This is a genomic window from Starkeya nomas (assembly GCF_902703545.1).
GTDB lineage: Bacteria > Pseudomonadota > Alphaproteobacteria > Rhizobiales > Xanthobacteraceae > Ancylobacter > Ancylobacter moscoviensis.
Genome location: NZ_CACSAS010000001.1, coordinates 101,028 through 127,538 on the forward strand (window position 1 = coordinate 101,028; position 26,511 = coordinate 127,538).

Consider the following 26,511-nt stretch of genomic DNA (forward strand, 5'->3'; position numbering starts at 1 on the left):
TCGATTTTTCGAGAGACCGAAGGAGCATTTCCCATGTGGCAGGGCGTCTTTCCCGCCGTTACCGCCAAGTTCAACGAGGACGACACCCTCGATCACAAGGAGATGGAGCGCTGCTTCGCCTTCCAGATCGAGGCCGGCGTCGATGGCATCATCGTCAACGGCTCGCTGGGCGAAGGTCCGATGCTCTCGCATGACGAGCGCCTCGCCGTCCTGAAGACCGCCAAGGCCGTCGCCGGCAAGAAGCCGGTGCTGATGACCATCGCCGACGCCGCCACCCGCGACAGCGCCGCGCTCGCCAAGCGCGCCGCGCAGGCCGGCGCCGACGGGCTGATGGTGGTGCCGAGCCTCGTCTACCACACCAACCCGAAGGAGACGGTGGCGACGCTGAGCGCCGTCGCCGAGGCCGCCGACCTGCCGGTGATGATCTATTCCAACCGCATCGCCTACCGGGTCGACGTGACGGTCGAGATCATGGCCGAGCTCGCCAAGGACAAGCGCTTCGTCGCGATCAAGGAGTCCTCGGACGACATCCGCCGCGCGATCGAGATCGTCAACGCGCTGGGCGACCGCTACGACGTGTTCACCGGCGTCGACAACCTCGCCTATGAGGCGCTGGCGGTGGGCGCGGTCGGCTGGGTCGCCGGCCTCGTGGTCGCCTTCCCGCACGAGACGGTCGCGATCTACCAGCTGATGAAGGCCAAGCGCTATGACGAGGCGCTGGCGATCTACCGCTGGTTCCGCCCGCTGCTCGACCTCGACGTGTCGACCTACCTCGTCCAGAACCTGAAGCTGGTCGAGGCGCTGGTCACCGGCACCACCGAGCGCGTGCGCGCCCCCCGCCTGCCGCTGGAAGGCGAGCAGCGCGCCAAGGTCGAGACGATCGTGCGCGAGGCCCTCGCCACCCGCCCGGCCCTCGCCAAGGCGGCGTGAGCCGATCTCTTTGCCGACACCCCCGTCTCCGGAGCCACGGCTCCGGAGACACGCATGACAGGCCGCCCCTTCAACCGGCAGGCGACCGGCCGCGATCCCGCCCGCAAGGGCTGCCTTCCCGCCTGAGCAGGACAACATGACCGACCAGATCGCCCGGGATGAAACCGTCGTCATCGGCGCGGGCATCGTCGGGCTCGCCACCGCCTTCCATCTCGCCACCGGGGGCCACCGCGTGCGGCTCGTCGAGCGGGGCGGCGTGGCGGAAGGCGCCAGCTTCGGCAACGCCGGAGCCTTCGCCTTCACCGACATCCTGCCGCTGGCCTCGCCCGGCATCCTGCGCAAGGCGCCGAAATGGCTGCTCGACCCGCTCGGGCCGCTCGCCATCCCGCCCTCCTACCTGCCGCGCATCGCGCCCTGGCTCCTGCGCTTCTGGCGCGCCAGCCTGCCCGACCGCTACCGCCACTCCATCGAGGCCCAGGGCAACCTGATGCGCTTCGCGGCCCGCGCCATGGAGGCGATGGTCGCGGAGGCCGACCTCGGCGGCCATGTGCGCCGCGACGGCAATCTCCAGCTCTATGAGAGCGAGGCCGAACTCGCCGCCTCCCAGCCCGGCTGGGACGCGCGCGCCCGCGAAGGCATCGTCTTCGAGCATGTGCGCGGCGCGCGGCTCGCCGAGCTGCAGCCCGGCCTGTCGCCCCGCTTCGTCGCCGGCACCTTCACCCCGCACTGGCAGACGGTGGACGATCCCTATCATTTCGCCCTCGCTCTGTTCCGCGCGGTGATGGCGCGCGGCGCGGCGCTGACCCATGGCGAGGTCGCCGCCATCGAGCCGTGTGAGGGCGGCGTGCGCCTGCGCCTTGCTGGCGGCGAGACGCTGGAGGCCGACCGTGTCGTCCTGGCCGGCGGCGCCTGGTCGCGCCCGCTCGCCGCCGCTCTCGGCGACGCCATCCCGCTGGAGACCGAGCGCGGCTACAACACCACGCTGCCGCCCGGCGCCTTCGCGCTCAACCGCCAGCTCACCTTCGGCGGCCACGGCTTCGTCGTCACGCCGCTCTCCACCGGCATCCGCGTCGGCGGCGCGGTGGAGCTCGGCGGGCTCAAGCTGCCGCCGAACTTCAAGCGCTCCGAGGCCATGCTGACCAAGGCCGCCGCCTTCCTGCCGGGGCTGCGGACCGAGGGCGGCAAGCAGTGGATGGGCTACCGTCCCTCGCTGCCGGATTCGCTGCCGGTCATCGGCACCTCCGGCGCCTCCCCCCGCGTGTTCTACGCTTTCGGCCACGGCCATCTCGGTCTGACCCAGAGCGCCGCCACCGGCCGGCTGGTGGCCGACCTCGCGGCCGGCCGCACGCCCTCCATTCCACTCGATCCCTTCCGCCCCGACCGCTTCTGACGAGTTCATGCCATGGCGCGACACAGCTTCTTCTGCATAGACGGCCACACCTGCGGCAATCCCGTGCGCCTCGTCGCCGGCGGCGGGCCGAACCTTCAGGGCGCGAACATGATCGAGAAGCGCGCCCATTTCCTCAAAGAGTACGACTGGATCCGTACCGGTCTCATGTTCGAGCCGCGCGGCCACGACATGATGTCCGGCTCCATCCTCTACCCCCCGACCCGGCCGGATTGCGACGTCGCCATCCTGTTCATCGAGACATCCGGCTGCCTGCCCATGTGCGGACACGGCACCATCGGCACGGTGACCATGGCCATCGAACACGGGCTCGTGACGCCGAAGACGCCGGGTGTGCTGATGCTCGACACGCCCGCCGGCGTGGTGAAGGCCGAGTACCGGCAGGAGGGGCAATATGTGGAGGAGGTGCGCATCACCAACGTGCCCGCCTTCCTCTACGCGCGCGGTCTCACCGCTGAATGCCCGGGCCTCGGCGAGGTGACGGTGGACGTCGCCTATGGCGGCAATTTCTACGCCATCGTCGAGCCGCAGGAGCGGTTCCGCGACATGGCGGACTTCACCGCCGGCGAACTGGTCGGCATGAGCCCGGCGCTGCGCAAGGCGCTGAACGCGAAATACGAGTTCGTGCATCCGGAGAAACCGGAGATCCGCGGCCTGTCGCACATCCTCTGGACGGGCGTGGCGCAGCACCCGGAGGCGCATGCGCGCAACGCCGTGTTCTACGGCGACAAGGCTATCGACCGCTCGCCCTGCGGCACCGGCACCTCCTCGCGCATGGCGCAGCTCGCCGCCCTCGGCAAGCTCAAGGTCGGCGACGACTTCGTGCACGAGAGCATCATCGGCTCGCTGTTCAAGGGCCGCGTCGAGGCGGCGGCGAAGGTGGGAGATCGCGACGCGATCATCCCCTCCATCGGCGGCTGGGCGCGCATGACCGGCTACAACACCATCTTCATCGACGACCGCGACCCCTTCGCGCATGGCTTCGTGGTGGTGTGAATCCTTCTTTCGTCATGGCCGGACTTGTTCCGGCCATCCACGAATTGGCCTCGAAAGACGTCACTCCCGGGACGGGCCCGGGATGACGTCGAGACAACGGATGTGACGCACATGAAGATCACCGGCATCAAGGCGTGGAAGGTCGGCCTGCCGCTCAGGGAAGGCCGCTACAACTGGTCGAACGGCAATTTCATCGAGGTGTTCGATTCCACCGTCGTCGCGGTGGAGACCGATGCCGGCATCACCGGCTATGCCGAATGCTGCCCGCTCGGCTCGGCCTATCTACCCGCCTATGCGCATGGCGTGCGCGCGGGCCTCGAGGAAATCGGCCCCAAGGTCGTCGGCCTCGACCCGACCGACCTCAACGTCCTCAACCGCCACATGGATTCGGTGCTGCGCGGCCATCCTTACGTGAAGGCGCCGATCGACATCGCCTGCTGGGACATCCTCGGCAAGGTCTCGGGCCTGCCGGTCTACAAGCTGCTCGGCGGCGCCGCGCAGGAAAAGGTCGCTCTCTACCGCGCCATCTCGCAGGAGGCGCCCGAGGTGATGGCGAAGAAGATCGCCGGCTACAAGGCCGAGGGCTACACCAAGTTCCAGCTCAAGGTCGGCGGCGACGCGGATCAGGACATCGACCGCATCCGCGCCACCCGCAACATTCTGGACGCAGGCGACATCCTTGTCGCCGACGCCAATACGGGCTGGACGCGGGCGGAAGCCGCGCGCATCGCCGCCAGCGTCGCCGATCTCGACGTCTATATCGAGCAGCCCTGCCCCACCTATGAGGAATGCGTCTCGGTGCGCCGGCGCACCGCGCGCCCCTTCGTCCTCGACGAGGTGATCGACGGCGTGGCGAGCCTCCAGCGCGCGCTGGCCGACGACGCCATGGACATCATCAACCTGAAGATCTCCAAGGTCGGCGGTCTGACCAAGGCGCGGCTGATGCGCGACATCTGCGTCGCCTCCGGCACGCCGATGACCATCGAGGACACCTGGGGCGGCGACATCGTCACCGCCACCATCGCCCATCTCGCCCGCTCGACGCCGGAGGAGTTCACCTTCTCGGCCACCGACTTCAACAGCTACGGCACGGTGGACATCGCTCACGGCGCGCCCAGGCGCGTCGACGGCTTCATGACCACCTCGGACGCGCCGGGGCTGGGCATCGAGCCGATCTTCGACGCGCTGGGTAACCCGGTGGTGGTGATCGGCTGAACACCTAACGACGTCATCCCCGGGCTTGGCCCGGGGATCCACGCCTTTCTTCCTCCGCAGCAGAAGACGTGGATGGCCGGGTCAAGCCCGGCCATGACGACCAGACGGCGGATAGAACCCACCGGAGGCCCCCATGCGCTCATCCAAGGTCATCCATGTCGTCGGCTGCCACGCCGAGGGCGAGGTCGGCGACGTCATCGTCGGCGGGGTCGCCCCGCCCCCGGGCGAGACGGTGTGGGCGCAGTCGCGCTTCATCGCGAGCGACAACACGCTGCGTAACTTCGTCCTTCAGGAGCCGCGCGGCGGCGTCTTCCGCCATGTGAACCTGCTGGTGCCGCCGAAGGACCCGCGCGCCGTCGCCGCCTGGATCATCATGGAGCCGGAGGACACCCCGCCCATGTCCGGCTCCAACTCCATCTGCGTCTCCACCGTGCTGCTCGACACCGGCATCGTGCCGATGGTCGAGCCCGAGACGCATATGGTGCTGGAGGCCCCGGGCGGGCTGATCGAGGCCACCGCCTATTGCCGGAACGGCAAGGCCGAACGCATCAAGGTGCGCAACCACCCCTCCTTCGCCGACAAGCTCGACGCCAGGCTGGAAGTGGAGGGCCTCGGCACGCTGACCGTCGACACCGCCTATGGCGGCGACAGCTTCTGCATCGTCGATGCCCATGCGCTCGGCTTTTCCATCCGCCCGGACGAGGCGAAGGACCTTGCCGAGACCGGCATGAAGATCGTCAAGGCGGCCAATCGCCAGCTCGGCTTCGCTCACCCCGAGAATGCCGACTGGAACCACATTTCCTTCTGCCAGTTCGCCGCGCCGGTGATCGAGGAGAACGGCGTGAAGTCGGGCGCCAACGCGGTCGCCATCCGCCCCGGCAAGATCGACCGCTCGCCCACCGGCACCGGCTGTTCGGCGCGCATGGCGGTACTGCACGCCAAGGGCCGGCTGAAGGTGGGCGAGACCTTCATCGGCCGTTCCATCATCGATTCCCGCTTCGAGTGCCGGATCGAGGGCGAGACCACGGTCGGCGGCCGGCCGGCGATCTTCCCCTCGATCATGGGCCGCGCCTGGGTGACGCACACCGCCCAGCTTATGCTCGACCCGGAGGACCCCTGGCCGACCGGCTACCGGCTCTCCGACACCTGGCCGGTGTGGAAGCAGGATTGAGACCTCCCACATGAAAGAGGCGCCCGACGGGCGCCTCTCGCGTCTTCAGGGATGAGGCAGCGCTCAGCCGAGCGTCGCGCCGACCTTGCGCAGCTCCGGCAGGATGGGCGCCTTGGGCACCCAGATCTTGTCATACTCGGCAATGATCGGCGCCGAGTCCGCCGCCGGCGGCACCACCATCTTGATGCCGGTGCCCTCGAAGTCCTTGATGATCTTCGGCGCGTTCGCCACCGTCTCGTCGACCTGCACGTCGAGCGCCGCCTTGGTCGCCTCCGCGATCAGCTTGCGGTCCTCCTCGGGGAGCGATTGCCAGGCGCGGCCGGAGGCCAGCGCGATCATCGGCATGAACACCGCGTCCATGCGCATCATCACCTTCGACACCTTGTCGAAGCGCTGGTTCCAGGAGAAGTCGAGGTCCGCCTCCAGCCCGTCCACCTGACCGTTGGCCATGGCGTCGAACACCTGCGGGGTCGGGATCGGCGTGGGGGCGGCGCCGAGCAACTGGTAGAAGTCGCGGAAGGCCGGCGTCGTGTTGATTCGCAGCTTCATGCCCTTCAGCCCGGCGAGGCCGTCGATCTGCTTGGCCGAGAACACCGCGCGGATCGAGGTGATGCCCCAGCCGAGGCCGAGCGTGCCGGTCTCCTTCGGCAGCGGGTCCAGCATCTGCATGGCGATGGGCTGGCGCACCAGCTTCGCCGCCGCCTCGGTGGAGCGCACGACATAGGGCGCGAGGATGGCCGCGACGTTCGGCACCCGGTTGCCGACCTCCGCCGCCTGCAGGAAGGCCAGGTCGAGCGCGCCGGTCTGCAGCTGCTGCATCATCGCGCCTTCATTGCCGAGCTGGCCGGCATGGAAGACGGTCATGGTCAGCTTGCCGGCGGTCTTCTCCTTCAGAACCTCGCCCACCTTGAGGGCGGCGTTGTTCCAGGGATGGCCGGGCGGGGTGATCAGGCCGAGGCGCAGGTCGCGCGTCTGGGCGCGGAGCACTCCGGGAGCGGCGAGCGGCAGGACGGCACCGGCCGCCGCGGCCGTGAGCAGGGAACGGCGTGAGAGCATCGGTTTCTTCTCCTCTGGCACGGAAGGTTCTTGTTGGCGGAGGTTCAGCGGACCAGTGCGGTGGACAGCACCGGGAAGATCGAGAGCAGCACCAGCAGCACGCAGGACGCGATGAAGAACGGCAGGGTGACGATGAACATCTTGCCCGGCTTGGCCCCGGTGACGGCCGCAGCGACGAAGAAGCAGAGCCCGACGGGCGGCGACAGGAAGCCGAGCACGAGGTTGACCACCGCCACCACGCCGAACTGCACGGGGTCGATGTTGTAGACCTCGGTGGCGATCGGCAGCAGGATCGGCACCGTCATGATCAGCCCCGGCGCGCCGTCGATCACCGTGCCGATGACGAGCAGGATGACGTTGACCAGCAGCATGAAGCTGATCGGCCCGCTGGCGATCGACTGGATCCACAGCGCGACTTCCTGCGGGATCTTGGCGAACACCAGCACCCAGGACAGCACGCCCGCCGCCGCGACCAGGAACAGCACGATGCCGGAATAGACGCCGGCGCGCAGGAACATGCGCGGCAGCTGGGCGAAGCGCAGCTCTCCCGTCCAGTACCGGCCGATCAGGATCGAGGCCAGCGCGCCGACGGCGGCGGACTCGGTCGGGTTGGCGAGGCCGGTGAGGATGGAGCCGACGATGACGATGGGAATGAGCAGCGTCGGCGCGCAGGCGAGCACGGTCTTCACACGCTGCGAGAGGCTGGCCGCCTCGCCGCGCGGATAGTTGTAGCGCAGCCCCATCAGCGCGATGACGATGCAGAACAGCGCCGTGAGCACGAAGCCGGGGACGAGGCCGGCGATCAGCATGTCGCCCACCGGCACCTGCGCCAGCACCGAATACATGACGAACATGATCGAGGGCGGGATGATGGGCCCCAGCATGCCGGCATAGGCGGTGAGGCCGGCGGCGAATGTCTTGTCGTAGCCCTTCGCCTCCATCTCCGGGACCATGAGCTGCGCCATGATCGCCACCTGCGCGGTGGCCGAGCCGAGGATGGACGAGACGAACATGTTCGCCAGCAGGTTCACATAGGCGAGGCCGCCGCGCATCGCGCCGATGAACGCCATCGTCATGTCGATGATGCGCCGGGTGATGCCGCCGCCGTTCATGATCTCGCCGATCAGGATGAACAGCGGAATGGCGATCAGCCCGTAATTGTCGACGCTGCCGAACATTTGCAGCGGAAAGCTCTGGTAGAGCACCGGATTGCCGCTGGCGGCGATGAACACGACGCCGGTGAGGCAGATGGCGATGCCGATGGGCACCCCGATCAGCAGCGCAAGGACAAAGGCAGCGCTGGTGATCATCAGGCGACCTCCTCGGCGCTGCCGAGGCCGAAGCCGCTGCGGTCGGGCCGGCCGGAAAGACCGAGGTCCTCCGCGAGGTTGGCGGCGCTGTGGACGGTGAGCGCCACCGCGAAGACGGGCAGCACCAGATAGACCACCCAGCTCGGCCAGTTCAGCGTCTGCGTGCGCTCGGTGTAGAGGAAGTTGAAGGTCGCCCCGCCATATTCCTTCCCGTCGAAACCGGCGCTCGCGATGCCGACGGGGTCCATCCACACCCAGCACATCGCCGCGAGCGCGAGGCCGAAGCCGAGCACGCACAGCGTCGCCAGCACGCCCACGGCTTTCGCCGCCCCGCGGGAGAGGTGCTCGGTCAGCAGTGTCATCGAGAAATCGAGCCGCAGCCGCGACATGGCGGAGGCGCCGATGAAGGTGAGCCACACCGTGGTGAAGATGGCGGACTCGTCCACCCAATAGAGCGGGATGCCGCCGTAGCGCGTGACGACGTTGAGCAGGATGAGGCCGGTGAGGAGCGCCATCAGCGCACTGATGGCGAGCCGCTCCACCCATAGGAGCGCCTCGGAAACGGTGGTGAGCGCATGGAGGGGCCCGCCACCGGCGGGGAGGCCGTCGGCTTGCGACATGATCACGCTTTTCCCTCTGTCTTTTTTGTGATCGTAGATTTTATAAATTATATCCGTCAATATGCCCGACGTGATTTTTGCAGGCCCGAAACGCGCAGAATGACCCCGCTCCTCAAGCACCGCACCCTTTCGGCCGCCATCCTCGACCAGCTGCGGAAGGCGATCCTCGACGGCACCTATCCGGCCGGCGCGCAGCTCCGGCAGGACGCGCTCGCCGCGACCTTCAAGGTGAGCCGCATCCCCATCCGCGAGGCGCTGTTCCAGCTCGACGCCGAGGGGCTGGTGCGGATCGTGCCGCAGAAGGGCGCCATCGTTTCCGAGCTCTCGCTCGACGAGATCAACGACGTGTTCGGCCTGCGCCGCCTGCTGGAGCCCCGGCTGCTCGCCCGCTCCATTCCCGCGCTCGCGGAGGCGGACTTCACACGGCTCGACGAGATGAACCGGCAGATGGTGGCGGCCACCGCCGCGCAGGATCTGAGCCGCTGGGGGCAGCTCAACGCCGACTTCCACATGGCGCTGTACGGGCGCGCCGGCCAGCCACGCTCGCTGACCATCGTGCAGTCGCTGCTGCAATCGAGCGACCGCTACACCCGCGTGCAGCTCAGCGACACGGCGGGAACCGGCATCGTCGGCATGCAGCGCGCCGTGGACGAGCATGCCGAGCTGGTGACGCTCAGCCGCGCGGGCGAGATCGCCAAGGCCTGCGCCTTCCTCGAGGAGCACATCGGCACGGTGCATGACGACCTGCTGCGCGCGCTGGAGCGCGGCGCCCGCGAGGACGCTCCATGACCGGTGCCGCCGCGGACACGGTGCGCCTGACCCTCGACGAGGTGCACGCGCTGTGCGCCGACACGCTGACCGGCGCCGGGCTCGGCGCGGCACATGCGCAGGCCATCGCGCGTTCGATCACGCGGGCGCAGGTCGACGAGTGCCACTCGCACAGCCTCTACCGGCTGATCGGCTATGTCGGCTCGGTGCGCAGCGGCAAGGCGGAGCGCCACGCGCTGCCGACCCTCACCCGCGTCACGCCGGCGGTGCTGCGGGTCGACGCTCATCGTACCTTCGCCCCGCTCGCCATCGAGACCGGCGTGCCGGCGCTGATCGAGGCGGCGAAGACCTACGGCATCGCCGCTCTGGCGATCCGCGACTGCTATCATTTCTCGGCCCTGTGGGCGGATATCGAACCGGCGGCCGAGGCGGGGCTGGCGGCCTGGTGCTTCACCATCGGCCAGAGCTGCGTCGCGCCGGCCGGCGGCACCCAGCCGCTGCTCGGCACCAACCCCATCGCCTTCGGCTGGCCCGGCCCCGAAGGACGCCCCTTCCTCTTCGACTTCGCCACCAGCGCGGCGGCGCGCGGCGAGATCGAGCTGAAGCGCCGCGCCGGCGAGCCGATCCCGCCGGGATGGGCCGTCGGGCCGGACGGCGCGCCGACCACCGACCCGGCGCAGGCCCTCGCCGGCGCGCTGCTGCCCTTCGGCGGGCACAAGGGATCGGCCCTGTCGATGATGGTGGAACTGATCGCCGGCCCGCTGATCGGCGACCTCACCAGCCGGCAGTCCATGGCTGTGGAGAACGGCGACGGCGGCCCGCCGCTGGGCGGCGAGTTGTTCATCGCCATCGACCCGGCGGTCTTCGGGGCCGAAAGCCTGGCGTCACGACTGGCGGATGCGGACGAGCTGTTCGCTCTTGCCAGACAGCAGCCGGGCGTGCGGCTGCCCTCGGAACGGCGCTACGCGGCGCGCGAGCGCAATCGGGAAGGCGTGACCCTGCGGGCGAAGCTGGTCGCCGAGCTCAGGGCGCTGTCCGCGCCCGCCTGACCGGAGACGCATGACCGGGGACGCATGACCGGGGACGGCTCAGCCGCCCGGCACCGGCTCCGCGACCGCCTGCTTGCCCTTGGCGAACAGGAACACGCAGCGCCCCTGCCCGCTCGACGGAGCCGGTGGCACATGGAACTGCTCGGTCATGTAGCGATAGACGGCGCGGGCGGCGGCCGGCGTCAGCGCCGGCTTCCAGCACCAGATGTCCGCCGCCTCGTCGACGCCGTTCTCGCCGAACAGGGCCTGCGGCGCGTCCTCGGCGACGCCGATCCGCCAGTCCTGCGCACGGCCGCCGAACTCCTTGATGTAGAGGAGCAGCTCATACTTGATCTGCTGGACGCTGAGCATCATGGCGTTCACCCCGGAATCGGCATCAGGCGGGCATGGCGTGAGACCTCGCGGGTCCGGCCGCGCCAGCGCTCGACCTCGGCGGCGGCCCGGTTCTTCTCGGGCGCCGACATCTGGGTGACGATGGCTTCCAGCGCGGAGAGCGCGGCGCCGATGCCGTGCTGGGCGGCGAGCGAGAGCCAGAGATAGGCCTGGACCAGATCCTTCTCGACGCCCACGCCGTTCGCATAGATGTAGCCGAGGCGCGCCTGCGAGGGGTAATGGCCGGCTTCCGCCGCGCGGCGATACCAGCCCGCCGCCGCCGCGTCGTCACGTTCGATGCCCTCGCCCTTCGCGTAGAGGGTCGCGAGGTTGTACTGGGCGTAGAGATCGCCCTGCTCGGCGGAGCGGGCGAGCCATCTGGCGCCCTCAGCGATGTCGCGCCCGACGCCCTGCCCCATGACCAGCATGGCGCCGACATTGGTCTGCGCCATCGGCATGCCGGCCTCGGCCCCGACCAGATAGTGCTCGAAGGCCTTGGCGAGGGACGCCTCGACTCCCTCGCCATGCGCATAGAGGGCGCCGAGCCAGGTGGCGGCTTCGGCGTCTCCGTCGTCGGCAAGGCGGGTGAAACGGCGGAAGGCGGTCTCGAACTCCCCGGCATTGTAGGCGTCGATCGCCGCGGCGAGGGGCGAGGCGCGATCGGGCTCGACACGATGGGACAACACGGCGTCAGCTCCCCGGGTTCTGGTAGATGGGCTGGTCGATGGCCTCGCTCGGCAGGCGGGCAATGCGCGCGGCCACCTGCCGCTGGAGCCACAGGCCCTGCGGCACGGTCTGCAGCGGCGGCGCGAGGCCGAGTGTTTCCGGCCGGTGGCTGGCGCCCCAGCGCGAGAAATTGGCGTGGTCGGCGACCGCGCGCTCGGCACGCGGGGCGATCTGGCCGCACCAGCGGTCGAGGTCGGGCGACGTGCCCTCCGCCTCGCCATAGACGCTGACGCGGCACAGCGTGCGGCCCAGCGCGGTGGGCTGGAGCACCACGACGCAGGTCTCGCTGCCGGCGGACAGGAGCACGAGATTGGGAAAGACCAGCGCGGTACGGGCAACGGTGCCATCGTCCAGCACGCTCTCGGAAAGCTGCCAGAGCCCGGCCTCATCCTCGTCGACCGGCACGCCGGCGGTCAGGCTCTGCGCCACCAGCTTCCAGTTGGCGGCGAACTCCAGCCAGCGCTCGGCGGAGCGCACGGTGCGCCGGGACGGGAAGAAGCGGGCCGCGTGATCGAGCGCGTAGAGGCTCGCCTCCGGCCCGGCCGGGAACATGTCGAGATTGACGAGGATCAGCGGCCCCCAGACGCGCACATGCGCGCCGAGCAGGCGCTCCGGCCGGAGCCCGAGATACTGGTGCATCTCCGGCGTGTCGCTGCCGAGTTCGCCCGCCGGGATCGCCGCCCGGTCGCGGCTGTGCCCGCAGGAGGTGAAGGAGCAGCGCGTCTTGGCGCCGGTCTGGCACTGCAGCGGCACCAGCCGGCAGCCACCGTGCTGCGCCTTGTTGAAGCGGGCGCGGAAGCCTTCCGCCATGCGCTGCACATGGATGCCGTGCGTGCCCACGGTGAAGGGCAGGAGATCGCCCGTTCCGGGAATGGAATCGACGGTGCCGATGCTCACCCAGTCCCGCGTCCAGATCGCCTCGTCCTCCAGATTGGAGAAGGCGAGCGAGCCATAGGCGGCCGGCGGTAGCACGCGCGCCTGTCCGGCCTCGCCGAGCGCGCCGGCGAAGAAGCCGGGGCTCGCGAGATCGCTGCCATCGTCGAAATAGCCGAGATCCGGTCGATTGAGCATCGTCGACGCCTCCTGATCCTGACATGCGGTTCGCGAGGAGATGTGCGCGCCATGCCGGGCACGGCGCGCACATCGGGGCCGGATGCGTCAGCCGCGCTGCGCGAGAGCGGGGGACTCGTAGTCCGCGCGTCCGCGGTGCCTGATCGCATCCGCCGGCGGGGGCGGGAGGGGACCGTCCGCCGAGAAGCGGTCCAGAACGTTCTTCACCAGGGTGGAGATGTTGTTCTGGCAGTTGTTCCACGGCAGCGAGCCGCAGAAGGCGATCGACGAGAAGGAGAAGGCGGCGCCGCCGTTCGGCGTCTCGTGATAGGCGATGTCGGCGCGCACCCGCGGATGCACGGTGCCGTCGAGACCCTGCTGGTTGAAGCCGAAATCCTCCATGACGAGGAGATAGGCCTCCGTGTGCCGGCCGGCCGAGGTCGCCACCGCGAGGGTGTGCGGGGGCGAGCCGAGCATGGTGTCGACGATGTCGAGCTCGAGGCCCGCCGCGCCGCCGCCGACGAGGCCGAAATTGCCGAGCGGCTCGTCATAGCTGATGCCTTCGAAGGCCCAGGAGACGCGCGGATCGAGACTGTCCGGCGTGCGGCTGAAGTAGCTCGAGATATCGAAGCCCTCGGACGACATGCCGACGCCGGCGACCGAATGCAGGTAGCGGCCGCGGAAGCGCCACATGCCGCCGAGTTCGCCCGTGCCCTGATGGTAGTACTCGCCGGGATCGGCGCGCCAGGTGCGGATGCCGGATTCGCAGCGGCGCATCTCGGTGATGACGCCGCGGCCGATGCCGTCATAGGCCGGGTGGTAGGAATGCACCCAGTACCAGGCGTCGGCGCCCATATACATCAGGCGGCCGCCGCGCTGGGTGTAGTTGTGCAGCGCGTCGAGCTGCGGGCCCGAATTATGCTCGGGGTGCGAGCCGGTGATGATGACGTTGTAGTTCTCCAGCCGGGCAAGGCCGTCATAGGTGACGTCCTCGTCGGTGAAGACGTCGTACTCGTAGCCCATCGTCTCCAGCCAGTAGACGAGGTGGAGATCGGCCGGGTACTGCCACGGCGCCTGGGCGAGGAAGTGGTCGTATTTCGGCCGGATCGACAGGATGGGCCGCAGGCGCGAGGACAGGCAGATGCCCGAGCCGTCCGTGTGGGTGTCGTAGATCGAGCCGCCATATTCCCGGTGCTCGGCCAGGAACATGTTCTGCTGCTGCATGATCGGCACGCGGTAGACGAAGAGTTCGGCGCCGCCGGCGTTGCAGGCCACGTGCTCGTTGGCATAGGCCATGTAGCTGATGGTCGGCACCATGACCGCGATCTTCGACTGCTCCTTGCCGATGCGCGGCACTACCCAGAACGGGATGTAGTCTTCGTCGCCCTCGGAGGTGGTCAGCTTGAGCGCATAGAAGCGGCTCTTGATGCCCTCTTCCGGCACGCTCCACTCGACATCGGCCTCCCAGCGGGCATTGTCGACGTCATCGTCGTGGAAGTGGATCGCGCCATATTCCTTCCTGGCGTATTTCCAGTCGAAGTTCTCGCCGGCCCAGTTGTAGCCGGTCATGGCGCGCGTCGGGCAGTTCACCAGCTGCGCGTCGAAGCGATAGGGACCGTTGTCCTTGGCCACGATGGTGTCGATGCCGTCCCAGAAATCCCAGGCGGCGACGACGGTCTCGGACAGCGCGCCGGTGGGACCCGAGTTGCGGCGCTCGGTGAGGCCCGGCTGGGCGCCGGCCTTCATCTGCTCGATCTCGAAGCGCGACAGCGCCTTGTTGCAGATGCGCGGGCTGTCGATCTTGCCGTTGTACTTGCCGGTGAACCAGACGCCGGCCGGCAGCGACGACTTCGCCAGCGGGCTTTCGTCCATCTTGTCGACATAGGCGGCCAGCGCGACCGGTGCCGCGCTGTGCTCGACCTTGGTCTTGATGACGGTCTTCACCGGCTCGATGACCGGATCGAGCGCATAGACGATCTGCGGCTCGTGATAGAGCACCACCTCGCCGGTGGCGGCATCGAAGCTCGCCGCGACGAAGTGCCAGGCATGGTCGCGGATCGGCACGCCGGTGGTGATCTTGTGCCCGTTGATGCGCAGCTCGACCTGCCCCTCCTCGTTGAGGAAGAGGCCGTAGCCCTTGCCCTGCGACCACTTGGTCACGAGCCCCTGCGCACCGTGCTTCCAGTAGCGCGGGTGGGTCTTGGGCGTGGTCGGCCAGACCCAGCACTGGAGCGTGAAGCTCTCGACATGGAACTGCGGCGCGTCCCCGGCATAACCGTAGGAACCGCCATGGATGATCTGCTTGCGGCCCTTATAGGTGCCGTTGCACGCGGCGGCGATGGGCTTCTCGATGAAGCCGGGCCCGCGCGGGTTGGTGTCGCCGTTGATCATCTGCACGACTTCCGCCTTGAACTCGGCGGGGCCGTCGCAATTGACGTAGAACTTGATCTTGTCGCCGGGGTGGACGCTGAATTTCTCAGCGTAGCCGGTCAGCCTCATGGCGCACATAGTGTTCTCCAGTCCTCAAGACTTGGCCCGGCAGGATCTGCTCAGGACAAGGCTTCGCCATTCGCGTCTTCGCCCGAAGACACGGCGGGGTTCGATCTCGATGGAAGATGAGGGGCGCGCCGCCCCTCATCGCGACGACGGATGGCGGCTCAGGTCACCGGCCAGTTGTCGTCGCGGCGCTTCCAGCCTTCGGCGAAGTGCTCGGGCATGCCGGCGGTCTCCGGCATCTCCTCCAGGCGCATCAGGAAGATGTCGTGCTGGATCTCCTGCTCGTCCGTATAGACCTTGTCGTTGACGAACTCCGGCGGCACGCCGCGGATGCCGGACAGGCGGCCGATGCGCCATTCCGCGTCCACCTTGGTGCAGATGACGACGAGTTTGCCCTTCGGCGATTCCCCGCGCATGCGCAGCAGCACGCGGCGCAGCACCGGATTCTCGTGCACGCCGCCGGTGACGATGGTGGTGTCGCCGGGGGTCTCGCATTTCAGCACGGAGAAGCCGGCGACCCCCTTCATGGAGTCGACGCATTCCCGATGCTCACGGATGAGCGCCTCGCGCTCGGGCGTTCCCTTCTTCGGAATAGGGATCATGACGGCCTCGCTGATTTTGGGGAGAGGCACCCCTGCTCCGGGGCGCAAGAAAGCACGCGGCCTAAATAGAAAGGCCGGAAATCTTCAGTCGTGGCGCCTGGCCACCAAGATTTTTACAATTCAAAATCTACACAGGACAGTTCTTTACGTCAATATATTGGAATAAAATTTTCCGCAGAAGAAACTCAAACGACTGTCAGATCGTCATGTGCTTTTCGACGAGAGCATCCGTCATCTCGGAAATCGCCCCACGCGCGACGACGCGGCCGTTATCGACCATCAGGAATGCATCCCCGAGCTTGCGGGCAACCTTGATGTGCTGCTCGGTCAGGATGAGGCTGATGCCGAGTTCCTTGTTGAGCATCCGCAGGATCTCGCCGATCTCGTGCACGATGTTGGGCTGGATGCCCTCGGTCGGCTCGTCGAGCAGAAGCACCTGCGGCCCGACCGCGAGCGCGCGCGCGATGGCGAGCTGCTGCTTCTGCCCGCCCGACAGCAGCCCCGCGCGGCGCTCCAGATTGTCGCGCAGATAGGGGAAGACGCGCAGGCAGATCTCCGGGATTTCCGACGCCTTGTCCTTGCGGGCGAAGGTGCCGAGCAAGATGTTCTCCCGCACGGTGAAATCCGCGAGGATGCCGCGCCCCTGCGGAACGTAGCCGATGCCGTAGCCGGCGCGCTGATAGGGCGCCTTGGCCTCGATCGCCTCGCCATTGATGCGGATCGCGCCGGTGGAGCGGTCGGTCAGCCCCATGATGGTGCGCATCAGCGTGGTCTTGCCGACGCCGTTGCGGCCGAGCACGCACAGGCACTGGCCCTTCTCCATGTCGAAGGAGAAATCCCGCAGGATGCGGGTGGCGCCATAATAGGAGGAGACGTTGTCGAAGGTGAGCAGCATGGTCAGGCGGCCTCCTGCTCGCCGAGATAGACATCGCGCACGCGCGGATCGGCTTCGATGTCCTGGATGGTGCCCTGCGCCAGCAGCGAGCCCATGTGCATGACCGTGACGACGTCGGCGATCTCGCGCACGAAGCCCATGTCGTGCTCGACGACGATGAGGGTCGTGGTCTTGCGCAGCTCCTTGAAGATCGCCGCGGTCTTCTCGATCTCGCTCTCGGTCATGCCGGCGATGGGCTCGTCCATCAGCATGAGGCGCGGCTCCTGCATCAACACCATGCCGATCTCCAGCCACTGCGTCTCGCCATGCGAGAGGATGCCCGCCCTCTCGCCGAGGCGATCGGTGAGCCCGGCCAGCGTGGCGATCTCATCGAGCTTTCGCTCCAGCCCCGGCGAGCGGAAGCGGAAGAGGTTCCAGAACGGATTCGTCTGCCGGCTAAAGGCTACCGTCAGGTTCTGCCGCACGGTGAGATCGCGCAGCACCGCCGGCACCTGGAACTTGCGCCCGATGCCGGCGCGGGCGATGACGTGCTCGGGCTGGGCGGTGATGTCCTGACCGGCGAAGACGACCTTGCCGGAGCTCGGCTTGATGCGGCCGGTGATGAGATCCATCGTCGTCGTCTTGCCGGCGCCATTCGGCCCGACAAGGCAGCACAACGTGCCCTCGACCACTTCGAGGCTGAAATCGTCGATCACCTTGATGGTGTCGAAGCTCTTGGAAAGGTTGTGGATTTCCAGAAGTCCCGCCATCGCCCTCACTCCGCAGGAACCGGCTCGGCGCCGTTCGATTCCGCCGACGATTTCGGCTTTCGCGTCGCGAACAGGCCGAGGGCAGCCTCCAGCAGGCTCGCCAGGCCGTTCGGCAGGAAGCGCACGATGACGATGAAGAAGCCGCCGAGGATCAGCAGCCAGGTGGAGAGGAAGGTGTCGCCGAGATAGCTCTGCGCACCCTGGATGACGAAGGCGCCGACGATGGCCCCGACCAGCGACAGCCGTCCGCCGATCGCCGCCCAGATGACCATGGAGAGGCTGAAGCCGACATCGAGCTGAGCCGGCGACACATATTGCACCAGCATGACCCACAGGCAGCCGGCGACGGCGGCGATGAGGCCGGCGATGGTGTAGATCATCGTCTCGTAGCCCGCCACGCTGTAGCCGAGGAAACGCACGCGTTCGGCATCGTCACGGATCGCCTGCGTCACCAGCCCGAAGGAGCTCTGGGTGATCAGCTTGGCGAGGACGGTGGCGATCATGAGCGCGAAGAACACCGTCCAGTAGGCGAGCGGGCTGTAAGGGTCGACCTCGACGCCGGCGAACTGGAGCGGCGACGGCGGGGTGATGCCGTTGACGCCGCCCGTATAGGCCTGCCGGTCGAGGATGATGGTGTAGAAGGCCGAAAGCATGGCCAGCGTCATGATCGCGAAGAACGGACCGGACACCCGGGCGCGGAACATGATGGTGCCGAAAATCGCGCAGAACAGCGTGGGGACGGCGATGGCGCAGACGATGCCGAGGCCGGTATTGGCGAAGGGCCACCACAGCATCGGCAGGTAGTCGAGGCCGTTGTTCAGCATGAGCGGCGGGATCGGGTTCGATTCCGTCTGGGTCTGCATCTGCATGGTCATCGCCATGCCGTAGGCGCCCAGCCCGAAGGCGATGCCCTGGCCGAGATTGAGGATGCCGCCGAAGCCCCAGCACAGGCTGATCGAGAGGGCGAGCATGCCGTAGACGCCGTAGGTGGCGAGCTGGTTCAGCAGGAAGTCGTCGTCGATGCGCATCGGGACGATGGCGAGCACGGCGAAGAAGGCCGCGTAGGCAAGCCATTGCGCCGTCTTGTTGTGGTAGAGATTTCCCATGATCGCCTCAGCGTGCCCCGTGCCGCAGGATGGTCGCTCGCCTCGCCTTCATCGCCGCGTCCCCGCCTTGGCGAAGAGCCCCTGCGGACGGAACCGCAGGAAGACGACGATCAGCACGAAGATGAGGAAGCGGGCGAAGGTGTCGTTGGTGAAGAAGGCGAACACCGACTGCATCTCGCCGGTCACGCCGCTGGCGACGACGCTGCCGGCGAGCGAGCCGCCGCCCACCACCACCATCAGGAAGGCCTGCACCACATAGCTCGCGCCCATGGTCGGCAGCACGATGTTCAGCACCCCGAACAGCGAGCCCGCCACCCCGGCGAGGCCGGCGCCGAGCGCGAAGGTGAGCATGTAGACGCGGCTGGAATTGATGCCGAAGGAGGCCGCCATCTCCTTGTTCTGCATCACCGCGCGCACCTGCACGCCGAAGCGCGTCTTGTAGAACAGCAGCCAGAGCGCCAGCACCAGCAGCGCCGTGACGAGGAGCACGATGACGCGGAAGGTCGAGATGGAGAGGAAGCCGAGGGAGAGGTTGGAGGAGAAGATCTCCGGCACGGCGAGATATTTCGGGTCGGAGCCGAAGATCAGCCGCACGCCCTGCATCAGCACGAGCGAGACGCCGTAGGTGGCGAGCAGCGTGTCCAGCGGACGGTTGTAGAGATACTGGATCAGCCCGCGCTCGAGGATCAGCCCGACCAGGGCGACGATGACGAAGGAGGCGGGGATGCAGAGCAGATACGGGACGCCGAGGTAGTATTGCAGCATGTAGGAGCTGTAGGCGCCCAGCATGATCAGCTCGCCATGCGCCATGTTGATGACGCCGGCGGCCCCGTAAATGATGGTCAGCCCGAGCGCGGCGATGAGCCAGATGCTCGCAATGCTGACGCCGAGAATGAGTGCGTTCAGGATCGATCCGAAATCCATCGCCAGCCCTTCGTCGCGGCCATGCCGCCTGTTTCCGCCAGCCCCTCCCCTTTCGTGGGAAGGACCGGCGGCGCTTTATCGCCATGCCGCTCGGCTCCGCCGGAACGTGCCGGCGGAGCCGAGCATCGTCGTCAGATCACGTTCTTGCGGATCTTCCCGTCGGGGGCCTTGAGGCCGTCCTTGGTGCAGACGCCGATATCCGGGTAGATCGAGTAGGGGTCGGGGGCGACCTGCGCGTCCGCCGCCTTCACGATCTTGAAGGTGCCGTCCGCCTGGCACTGGCCGATCTTCGGCTTCAGCCAGGTATTGAAGTTCTGGTCGTCGATCCAGATCAGCCCTTCCGGCGAGACCGCGTCCTCGACCCGGATGCCGCCGGAATGGTCGCGGATGGCGCGCGGGGTGACGTTCTCGAAGCCGACGGCCGCGGCCGCCTTCTCGAAGCCCGACTTGAACACATAGGCGGAGAGATAGGTCTCCTCCATGTTGTAGTGGGTCGTGCCGTTCTTGCCGTAGGGGCTCTTGAGGAAGCCCTCGACGAACTTCTGGTTGGTCGGATTGTCCAGCGTCTGGAAATACGGCGCGGAGAGGAAATGGCCGGCGCCGAACTCGGCGCCCATGGCGCGGGTCTCGATCTCGCCCGTGGTAAGCGAGGCGATCGGCATCTGGTCGACCTTGAAGCCTTCCTGCTTGAACTGCTTGTGGAAGGCGATGTCGGAGGCGCCGACCACTGTCGAGAAGATGAAGTTCGGCTTGGCGTCGCGGATCTTGTTCAGCACCGGGCCGAACTCGGAGCTGCCGAGGGGGATGTACTCCTCGCCGAGCAGCTCGCCGCCGGCCTGCTCCAGCCAGATCTTGGCGTTCTTGTTCGACTCCTTCGGCCACACATAGTTGGAGCCGACGAAGAAGACCTTCTTGCCGAAGTTCTGCACCATGAAGGGAATGAGGTCCTTCGAGTGCTGGTTGGCCAGCGGCCCGGTGCAGATGGTGTTCTGCGTGCACTCCGCGCCCTCGTAGCAGGTCGGGTAGTACAGCAGGTGGTCGCGCTGCATGATCGTCGGCAGGATCGCCTTGCGGCTGGCCGAGGTGTAGCAGCCGAAGATCGCGATAACCTTGTCGCGCAGGATGAGTTCCTTGGTCTTCTCGGAATAGACGTTGAAGTCCGACTTGGCGTCGACGATCACCGGCTCGACCGGCACGCCGCCGACGCCGCCCGACTTGTTGATCTCGTCGAAGGCGTATTGGAGGACGAGGGTGGAATCCTCCTCCGGCACGGCCAGCGCGCCGGTGAGCGAGAACAGGACGCCGACCTTGAGCGGCTCGCCCTTCTTGAGCGCCGCGGCCCGCGCTTCGCTCGGCACCCAGATGTGAGGAGCCAGCAGCGCGCCCGAGGCGAGGCCGGCGGTCTTAAGCAACTTCCGACGCGTGAAATCCATCGTTGCGATCCCTTGGAAGTATTGAAGCTGTGAAAGCGCGGCTATCTGCCGGCCCCAGGCCATTCGCTCGGAGTGCCGTTCGCCACGATGAAACGTTACGTGCGGCTATTCCTGTATGTCAATAATATTTCTTCACAGTGATGCACTATTTTAGACAGATTCCGAGTCGTCATTACGTATTGATCAATACATATGCATATTGATTGATAAATCATCATTTATATTTTTGTACAAACAACATGATATAAGACTATATTCCTTATTTATAGTTTGAATATCGGAGGATGATGCCTCTTTAATCAGTCTCACGTCATCAATTCCGGCGCCGAAGACACGGCCCGTCCGTCGACGCAGCTACTTCCGGCGATGAGCGGGCGCGAAGCCGAGCATCCTCCCGACACTGAGGGTGAAAAGCGCCTCCGCCGCGCGGACGATCCGCCCGCCATTCGGCGCGATGAGACGCACCGCGATGCCCGCGCCGTTCGGCGCCGCGCCGGCGGCTCCGAAGCAGCCGGCCCCGTCGATCGCCTCCTCGATCGCGGCCACGTCCGGCAGACGCCCGGGTGGGCCGAGCAGCAGCACCGAGCCGACAGCCCCCGCCTCCGGCCCGAGGATCGACGCGGGACCGACGACATCCGTGCCGTCGACGCTCCCCCGGTCGGCGAGGAGGAGGTTGCCGCCGGCATCGAAGACGCACGTTTCCGTCGACAGCCGTCCGAACGGCCGGCCCAGGCCCGAGAAGTCGTGCCAGGAAACGCCGTCGGCGAGGATCGCCAGCGCCCCCTCGGCAAGGTGGATGTCGGTCCGCCCGACGAACTCCGCGCCGGGAAACAGGATCAGCGGATCGAGCGTGAGCGCCGCGAAGGCGCCCGGCCCGACCGAGACCCGCACATGCTGCCGCGCCGGCTGCCCGCCCGTGTCGTGCACCACGGTGGCGGCCTGGCTCGTCACATGGGCGAGCGCGCCCGGCTTCAGTGTGACCTCCAGGCTGAGATCATCGTCGCGATAGAGGCCGCCGGACGCCGATTGCAGATAGAGCGTCGCGAGGTCCGGCCGTTCCACATCGAGCGCGAAGGGGCGCGTGACGTGGAACGGATAGGGCGTGATCTGCCGCACCAGCGCCGAGCGCCCGCCCCCGCGCGCGAAGACGAGTTCGGCCGCGCGCCGCCGGCCGGCCGCCTGAAGGCCCACTCCCCCGGAATAGGCCGCGGGTTTCATGGCCGGAACAGCACGGCGCGACAGATCATGTCGGCCACCGTGTCCACGCCCTCGCCCGACCGGGCATTGATGGCGACCACCGGTCGCTCGCCCCGCGCCCTCTGCGCCTCTTCCAGCATTCCCGGCAGATCGACCCCGACATGCGGCGCGAGATCGACCTTGTTGACGATCAGCAGATCGCATTTGAGGACGCCCGGCCCCTTCTTGCGGGGGATGTCATCGCCGCCGGCCACGTCGATGACGAACATCCACCAGTCGACGAGATCGAGCGAGAAGGTGGAGGCGAGGTTGTCGCCGCCGGATTCGAAGATCACCAGTTCGAGGCCCGGAAAGCGGACCTCGAGATCGTCGCCTGCCGCCATGTTGAGCGTGGGGTCCTCGCGGATGACGGTGTGCGGGCAGGCGCCCGCCTCCACCGCCGAGACGCGCTCGGGATCGATGAGGCCGGAACGGCGCAGGCGTTCGGCGTCCTCGCGCGTCACCAGATCGTTGGTCACGACGGCGAAATCGACGTCGCGCGCCTGAAGCTCGGGGATCAGCCGCTCGATCAGCGCCGTCTTGCCCGAGCCGACCGGGCCGCCGATGCCGATCCGCGCCGCCGAGGCCAGACGGCCGCTCTTCTGTCCCTGTGGTCTCTCCAGCATCCGTGTCACCGCAGCATGTAGCGTTGCGCGAGGGGCAGCGTGTGGGCGGGCTCGCAGGTGGCGAGCTCGCCGTCGACGAACACGTCGAAGGTCTGCGGGTCGACGCGGATGTTCGGGCAGGCGTCGTTGTGCAGCATGTCGGCCTTGCGCAGGCCGCGCGTGCCGCTGGCGGGCAGCAGCCGCTTCGACAGGCCGAGTTCCTCGCCGAGCCCGCGGGCGATGGCGAGCGGGTGGACGAAGCAGGCCGAGAGCGCCGGCGCGGCGAGGCCGAAGGCGCCCCATTGCGGGCGCAGCAGGACCGGCTCGCAGGTCATCAGCGAGGCGGCGCTGTCGCCCATCGAGCCCCAGGCGATGAAGCCGCCCTTGATGACGAGTTCCGGCTTGATGCCGAAGAAGGCCGGGTGCCAGACCACGATGTCGGCGATCTTGCCGTCCTCCAGCGAGCCGACATGCTCGGCGATGCCGAAGGTCCGCGCCGCGTTGATGGTGTACTTGGCGATGTAGCGCCGGATGCGCTCATTGTCGCCGAAGCCCGGCTTCTCCTCCGGCAGGGCGCCGCGCTGGTCCTTCATCTTGGAAGCGAGCTGCCAGGTCCGGCAGATCACCTCGTGGATGCGGCCCATGCCCTGGCTGTCCGAGCCGAGCATCGAGATGGCGCCGATGTCGTGGAGGATATCCTCGGCGGCAATGGTCTGCGCGCGGATGCGGCTTTCCGCGAAGGCCACATCCTCCGGCAGCGCCGGGTTGAGATGATGGCAGGTCATCGTCATGTCGAGGTGCTCGTCGAACGTGTTGACCGTGTAGGGGTTGGTCGGGTTCGTCGACGAGGGCAGGCAATGCGCCACGCCCGCCACGCGGATGATGTCCGGCGCATGGCCGCCGCCCGCGCCCTCCGTGTGGTACATGTGGATGGTGCGCCCGCCGATGGCGGCCAGCGTGTCTTCCAGGAAACCGCTCTCGTTCAGCGTGTCGGTGTGGAGCTGGACCTGATAGTCCAGATCGTCCGCCGAGCGCAGGCAGGCGTCGATGGTCGCCGGCATGGCGCCCCAGTCCTCATGGATCTTGAGGCCGAGGCAACCGGTTTCCAGCTGCTCCTTCAGCGAGCCGGGAATGTGGCTGTTGCCGCGCCCGAGGAAGCCGAAATTCATCGGCCAGGCTTCAGAAGCCTGCAGCATCTTGCCGGTGTTGAACGGCCCGCCGGAATCGATGCCCACGGTGATCGGCCCGAGCGAGCCGCCCAGCATGGTGGTGATGCCGCTCGCCAGCGCGTGCTCGACAAGGCCGGCGCTGTCGAAATGCACGTGCACGTCGATGCCGCCGGCGGTGGCGATCAGGCCCTCGCAATCGCGCACCGTGGTGCCGGCGCCGACGACGAGGCGCGGATCGACCCCGTCCATCACCGCGGGATTGCCGGCCTTGCCGACGCCGACGATGCGCCCGTCCTTGATGCCGAGATCGCCCTTCACCACGCCGAGCACGGCGTCGATCAGCGTGACGTTGCAGAGCAGGAAGTCGAGCGCCCCCTCGGCGTTGGTGATGCCGGCGGCGAGGCCCATGCCGTCGCGCAGCGTCTTGCCGCCGCCGTGCAGGCATTCGTCGCCATAGACGGCATGATCCTTCTCCACCACCGCGACCAGCGAGGTGTCGCCGAGGCGCACCCCGTCGCCGACCGTGGGTCCGTAAAGGGCGGCGTAGTCGCGACGTCTGACGATCGCCATCTCTCCCTCCCTCACGCGCCGCGGAAGCCGGCCGCGCGCGCCCGTGCGAGCGCGGCGTCGCGGGCTTCCGGCGTGGTGGTGTCGCCGTCCGACAGGCCGTTGAGGCCGCCGAGGAAACGCTTGCCGCCGAAGGGGACGAGCGTGACCGGCTTGGACTGGCCGGGCTCGAAGCGCATGGCGGTGCCGGCGGGAATGTCCAGCCGCATGCCGAAGGCGGCCGCGCGGTCGAACGCCATGGCGCGGTTGACCTCGAAGAAATGGAAATGCGAGCCGATCTGGATCGGCCGGTCGCCGGTGTTCACCGCCTCCAGCGTGACCTTCGGCCGGCCGGCGTTCAGCTCGATCTCGCCGTCGAGCGGCAGGCTCTCGCCGGGGCGTACGGTCTCCTCCGCCGCGCCCTCCGCCGGGCGGATGGGTTCGTGCACCGTCACCAGCTTGGTGCCGTCCGGAAAGACGCCCTCCACCTGCAGGATGTCGACCATCGCCGCCACGCCCGGCATGACGTCCGTGGTGGTGAGGATGGTCGCGCCGTAGCCGATCAGCTCGGCGACGGAGCGGCCGTCGCGCGCGCCTTCCAGGATCTCGTCGGTGATGAGCGCCACCGCCTCGGGATGGTTGAGCCTGCAGCCGCGCGCGCGGCGCTTGCGGGCGAGCTCCGCGGCCGAAAAGATCGTCAGGCGTTCGAGTTCGGTCGGCGTCAGCAGCATGGTGGTTCAGGAACTCAATTGGAGAACAGACGGACCTCGCCGCGCGCATGGCGCAAAGCGGCGATGTCGAGGCGCGGGGAGAAGCTTCCGATGCGGGCGGGAACGGGCGTGTCGGCCAGCGCGGCGAGGACGGGCAGCAGCCGGCGCAGCATGGCCTGCGCGGTGACGGCGCCGACGAGGCCGAGCCGCACCGCGGCCGTGGCGAAGCCGGTGAGCGCGACATAGCCGGAGGCCAGCACCGCGCCCGGCAGGTCGAGCCCCGCTCCCCGCCAGACGACGCCCTGCACCACGGGCAGATGGCCGAGCGCCCGGCCCTGCCGGATGCGGGCCAGAAGGTCCTCCGCGCCAGGCGTGCCGATGCGCGTATGGGCGGCGACGAGCCCGGCGCCGTTGCGGCGCGAGCCGGTGCGGAAGGGCTCGGCCAGCGTCGTCGCCTCGACCTCGCGGTCGACCGCCTCCACCGCGTCGAGATCGTCTTCCGCCCCATAGGCCCGCACCAGCGCGACGCGATCCGCGCTCGCCCAGCGGTGGCGCAACGCGGCGGCCGCGACACCCTCAAGTTCGCCCTCGCCCATCGGACCGGACAGGGCGGCGAGCCCCTCCAGCCCGTTGGAAAAGGCGAAGCCGCCGCTGGGGAAGGCGGTATCGGCCTGCCAGATGGCGAGAAGGCGCTCGATCATGCCGCCATCTCCCCGGTCACCACCATGCGGGGAATGGAGGCGACGCCCGGCAGGGCGTCGATGCGCGCGTAATAGCCCTCGATCGGCCCCTCGAGCGCGACCAGAAGTCTTTCGCCGGCAAATCGAACGCGCCAGTGCAGATTGCCGGCGTGGTAGCCGAGCTCAACCCCCTCGGCGATGGAGCGCGGCTGGAAGCTCAGCCAGCGCTCCACCTCGGCACGCACGACGATGGCGCGATCCTCGTCGAGCAGCAGCACGGCGCCGTCGAACAGCTTCTGGTCGCGCGGCAGCGCGATGGCGAGGTCCTCGCCCCGGGCCGAGACGAGACGCAGCCGGCGCCGGGGCATGTCGACGGTGGAGACGGTGACGACATCCACCCCGCCGCTGTGCTCCAGACGGTGAATCCGCTCATGGAAGGCAGGTTCGAGCCGGCTTCCGAGAACACGTTCGATCATCAGCATGGCACGCACAGCTCACTGCGAGGAAAGCTCGACGACGTGTATTCCGGCGAACGCAGACGGGGGCTCCGGCACGCCCCGAACGCGAACGAAAGCAATGCCGACGATGTTTCGCGGGGTACCGGCGTATCCGTACGGCATGCGCAAGTCTCCTGTGGCGCGGCCATGCCGGCCGACGCGCGTTTTCCGGGAGTTTTCAAGAACAGGCAG

26 protein-coding genes are annotated in these 26,511 nt (G+C 67.8%); 7 read left to right on the top strand and 19 right to left on the bottom strand.

Translation table 11 applies throughout. The features are described 5' to 3' along the window. The first annotated feature begins 33 nt into the window (after positions 1–33). The 5 genes from STARVERO_RS00485 to STARVERO_RS00505 all read left to right on the top strand — a co-directional run bounded on the left by STARVERO_RS00485 (position 34) and on the right by STARVERO_RS00505 (position 5,720). Positions 34–930 carry a dihydrodipicolinate synthase family protein gene (locus STARVERO_RS00485; protein ID WP_159597533.1) on the top strand — a complete coding sequence of 299 codons (897 nt, stop codon included), beginning with the start codon at positions 34–36 and terminating at the stop codon, positions 928–930. Positions 931–1,066: 136 nt separating this feature from the next. Beyond that, the gene (locus STARVERO_RS00490) at positions 1,067–2,320 is read left to right on the top strand and encodes an NAD(P)/FAD-dependent oxidoreductase (RefSeq protein WP_159597534.1); all 1,254 of its coding nucleotides are present in this window, start codon (positions 1,067–1,069) and stop codon (positions 2,318–2,320) included. A gap of 12 nt (positions 2,321–2,332) precedes the next feature. Further along, entirely contained in the window at positions 2,333–3,334 is a 1,002-nt protein-coding gene (locus tag STARVERO_RS00495) for a 4-hydroxyproline epimerase (RefSeq protein WP_159597535.1), read from the top strand. A 111-nt stretch (positions 3,335–3,445) separates the two neighbouring features. Continuing rightward, positions 3,446–4,549, top strand: coding sequence for a cis-3-hydroxy-L-proline dehydratase (locus STARVERO_RS00500; protein WP_159597536.1), 1,104 nt, complete (start codon positions 3,446–3,448; stop codon positions 4,547–4,549). Between the two features lie 133 nt (positions 4,550–4,682). Further along, positions 4,683–5,720, top strand: a complete 1,038-nt coding sequence (locus STARVERO_RS00505; RefSeq protein ID WP_159597537.1) for a trans-3-hydroxy-L-proline dehydratase — start codon at positions 4,683–4,685, stop codon at positions 5,718–5,720. A gap of 63 nt (positions 5,721–5,783) precedes the next feature. Here STARVERO_RS00505 and STARVERO_RS00510 read toward each other — a convergent pair whose 3' ends face one another. Genes STARVERO_RS00510 through STARVERO_RS00520 form a run of 3 tightly spaced genes read right to left on the bottom strand, consistent with a single transcriptional unit; the run spans position 5,784 to position 8,706 of the window. Continuing rightward, entirely contained in the window at positions 5,784–6,776 is a 993-nt protein-coding gene (locus STARVERO_RS00510; protein WP_144341954.1) for a TRAP transporter substrate-binding protein, read from the bottom strand. Between the two features lie 44 nt (positions 6,777–6,820). Beyond that, positions 6,821–8,086, bottom strand: coding sequence for a TRAP transporter large permease (locus STARVERO_RS00515; RefSeq protein WP_159597538.1), 1,266 nt, complete (start codon positions 8,084–8,086; stop codon positions 6,821–6,823). After that, complete coding sequence (locus STARVERO_RS00520; RefSeq protein WP_159597539.1) at positions 8,086–8,706, bottom strand: TRAP transporter small permease; 621 nt, start codon at positions 8,704–8,706, stop codon at positions 8,086–8,088. Before STARVERO_RS00520 ends, STARVERO_RS00515 begins: the two co-directional genes overlap by 1 nt. 99 nt (positions 8,707–8,805) lie before the next feature. On the opposite strand from STARVERO_RS00520, the gene STARVERO_RS00525 reads away from it, so the two are divergent. Together STARVERO_RS00525 and STARVERO_RS00530 are read left to right on the top strand one after the other, a co-directional pair. Then, positions 8,806–9,495, top strand: coding sequence for a GntR family transcriptional regulator (locus STARVERO_RS00525; RefSeq protein ID WP_159597540.1), 690 nt, complete (start codon positions 8,806–8,808; stop codon positions 9,493–9,495). Continuing rightward, on the top strand, positions 9,492–10,523 hold the full coding sequence (locus STARVERO_RS00530; RefSeq protein ID WP_159597541.1) for an Ldh family oxidoreductase: 1,032 nt from the start codon (positions 9,492–9,494) through the stop codon (positions 10,521–10,523). Before STARVERO_RS00525 ends, STARVERO_RS00530 begins: the two co-directional genes overlap by 4 nt. A gap of 39 nt (positions 10,524–10,562) precedes the next feature. On the opposite strand, the gene STARVERO_RS00535 is transcribed toward STARVERO_RS00530, so the two are convergent. The 16 genes from STARVERO_RS00535 to ureE form a co-directional block, all read right to left on the bottom strand. Then, a complete protein-coding gene (locus STARVERO_RS00535; RefSeq protein WP_159597542.1) occupies positions 10,563–10,877 on the bottom strand; it encodes a hypothetical protein in 315 nt (104 codons plus the stop codon). A 5-nt stretch (positions 10,878–10,882) separates the two neighbouring features. Further along, the gene (locus STARVERO_RS00540; protein ID WP_144341948.1) at positions 10,883–11,581 is read right to left on the bottom strand and encodes a tetratricopeptide repeat protein; all 699 of its coding nucleotides are present in this window, start codon (positions 11,579–11,581) and stop codon (positions 10,883–10,885) included. 4 nt (positions 11,582–11,585) lie between these two features. Further along, positions 11,586–12,692, bottom strand: a complete 1,107-nt coding sequence (locus STARVERO_RS00545; protein ID WP_159597543.1) for a Rieske (2Fe-2S) protein — start codon at positions 12,690–12,692, stop codon at positions 11,586–11,588. An 87-nt stretch (positions 12,693–12,779) separates the two neighbouring features. Beyond that, positions 12,780–15,179, bottom strand: coding sequence for a N,N-dimethylformamidase beta subunit family domain-containing protein (locus STARVERO_RS00550; RefSeq protein WP_159597544.1), 2,400 nt, complete (start codon positions 15,177–15,179; stop codon positions 12,780–12,782). Positions 15,180–15,328: 149 nt separating this feature from the next. Further along, complete coding sequence (locus tag STARVERO_RS00555; RefSeq protein ID WP_144341945.1) at positions 15,329–15,769, bottom strand: N,N-dimethylformamidase alpha subunit family protein; 441 nt, start codon at positions 15,767–15,769, stop codon at positions 15,329–15,331. 196 nt (positions 15,770–15,965) lie between these two features. After that, positions 15,966–16,664: an urea ABC transporter ATP-binding subunit UrtE gene (urtE, locus tag STARVERO_RS00560; RefSeq protein WP_159597545.1), complete on the bottom strand. Its 699-nt coding sequence runs from the start codon at positions 16,662–16,664 to the stop codon at positions 15,966–15,968. Between the two features lie 2 nt (positions 16,665–16,666). Beyond that, complete coding sequence (gene urtD, locus STARVERO_RS00565) at positions 16,667–17,413, bottom strand: urea ABC transporter ATP-binding protein UrtD (protein WP_144341943.1); 747 nt, start codon at positions 17,411–17,413, stop codon at positions 16,667–16,669. A gap of 5 nt (positions 17,414–17,418) precedes the next feature. Continuing rightward, positions 17,419–18,519 carry an urea ABC transporter permease subunit UrtC gene (gene urtC / locus STARVERO_RS00570; RefSeq protein WP_144341942.1) on the bottom strand — a complete coding sequence of 367 codons (1,101 nt, stop codon included), beginning with the start codon at positions 18,517–18,519 and terminating at the stop codon, positions 17,419–17,421. A 48-nt stretch (positions 18,520–18,567) separates the two neighbouring features. Next, positions 18,568–19,443 carry an urea ABC transporter permease subunit UrtB gene (urtB, locus tag STARVERO_RS00575; RefSeq protein WP_144341941.1) on the bottom strand — a complete coding sequence of 292 codons (876 nt, stop codon included), beginning with the start codon at positions 19,441–19,443 and terminating at the stop codon, positions 18,568–18,570. Between the two features lie 131 nt (positions 19,444–19,574). Then, the gene (locus STARVERO_RS00580) at positions 19,575–20,876 is read right to left on the bottom strand and encodes a transporter substrate-binding domain-containing protein (protein WP_159597546.1); all 1,302 of its coding nucleotides are present in this window, start codon (positions 20,874–20,876) and stop codon (positions 19,575–19,577) included. 354 nt (positions 20,877–21,230) lie between these two features. Next, positions 21,231–22,094, bottom strand: a complete 864-nt coding sequence (locus tag STARVERO_RS00585) for an urease accessory protein UreD (RefSeq protein ID WP_159597547.1) — start codon at positions 22,092–22,094, stop codon at positions 21,231–21,233. Further along, complete coding sequence (gene ureG / locus STARVERO_RS00590; RefSeq protein WP_144341938.1) at positions 22,091–22,738, bottom strand: urease accessory protein UreG; 648 nt, start codon at positions 22,736–22,738, stop codon at positions 22,091–22,093. Before ureG ends, STARVERO_RS00585 begins: the two co-directional genes overlap by 4 nt. Before the next feature lie 5 nt (positions 22,739–22,743). Beyond that, entirely contained in the window at positions 22,744–24,456 is a 1,713-nt protein-coding gene (gene ureC / locus STARVERO_RS00595; protein ID WP_159597548.1) for an urease subunit alpha, read from the bottom strand. A gap of 11 nt (positions 24,457–24,467) precedes the next feature. Then, a complete protein-coding gene (locus tag STARVERO_RS00600; RefSeq protein ID WP_159597549.1) occupies positions 24,468–25,163 on the bottom strand; it encodes an urease subunit gamma in 696 nt (231 codons plus the stop codon). Between the two features lie 14 nt (positions 25,164–25,177). Next, positions 25,178–25,843 (bottom strand): urease accessory protein UreF, encoded by a 666-nt coding sequence (locus STARVERO_RS00605; protein ID WP_159597550.1) that lies wholly within the window; start codon positions 25,841–25,843, stop codon positions 25,178–25,180. After that, positions 25,840–26,304, bottom strand: a complete 465-nt coding sequence (gene ureE / locus STARVERO_RS00610; protein WP_159597551.1) for an urease accessory protein UreE — start codon at positions 26,302–26,304, stop codon at positions 25,840–25,842. Before ureE ends, STARVERO_RS00605 begins: the two co-directional genes overlap by 4 nt. Positions 26,305–26,511: the final 207 nt, after the last annotated feature.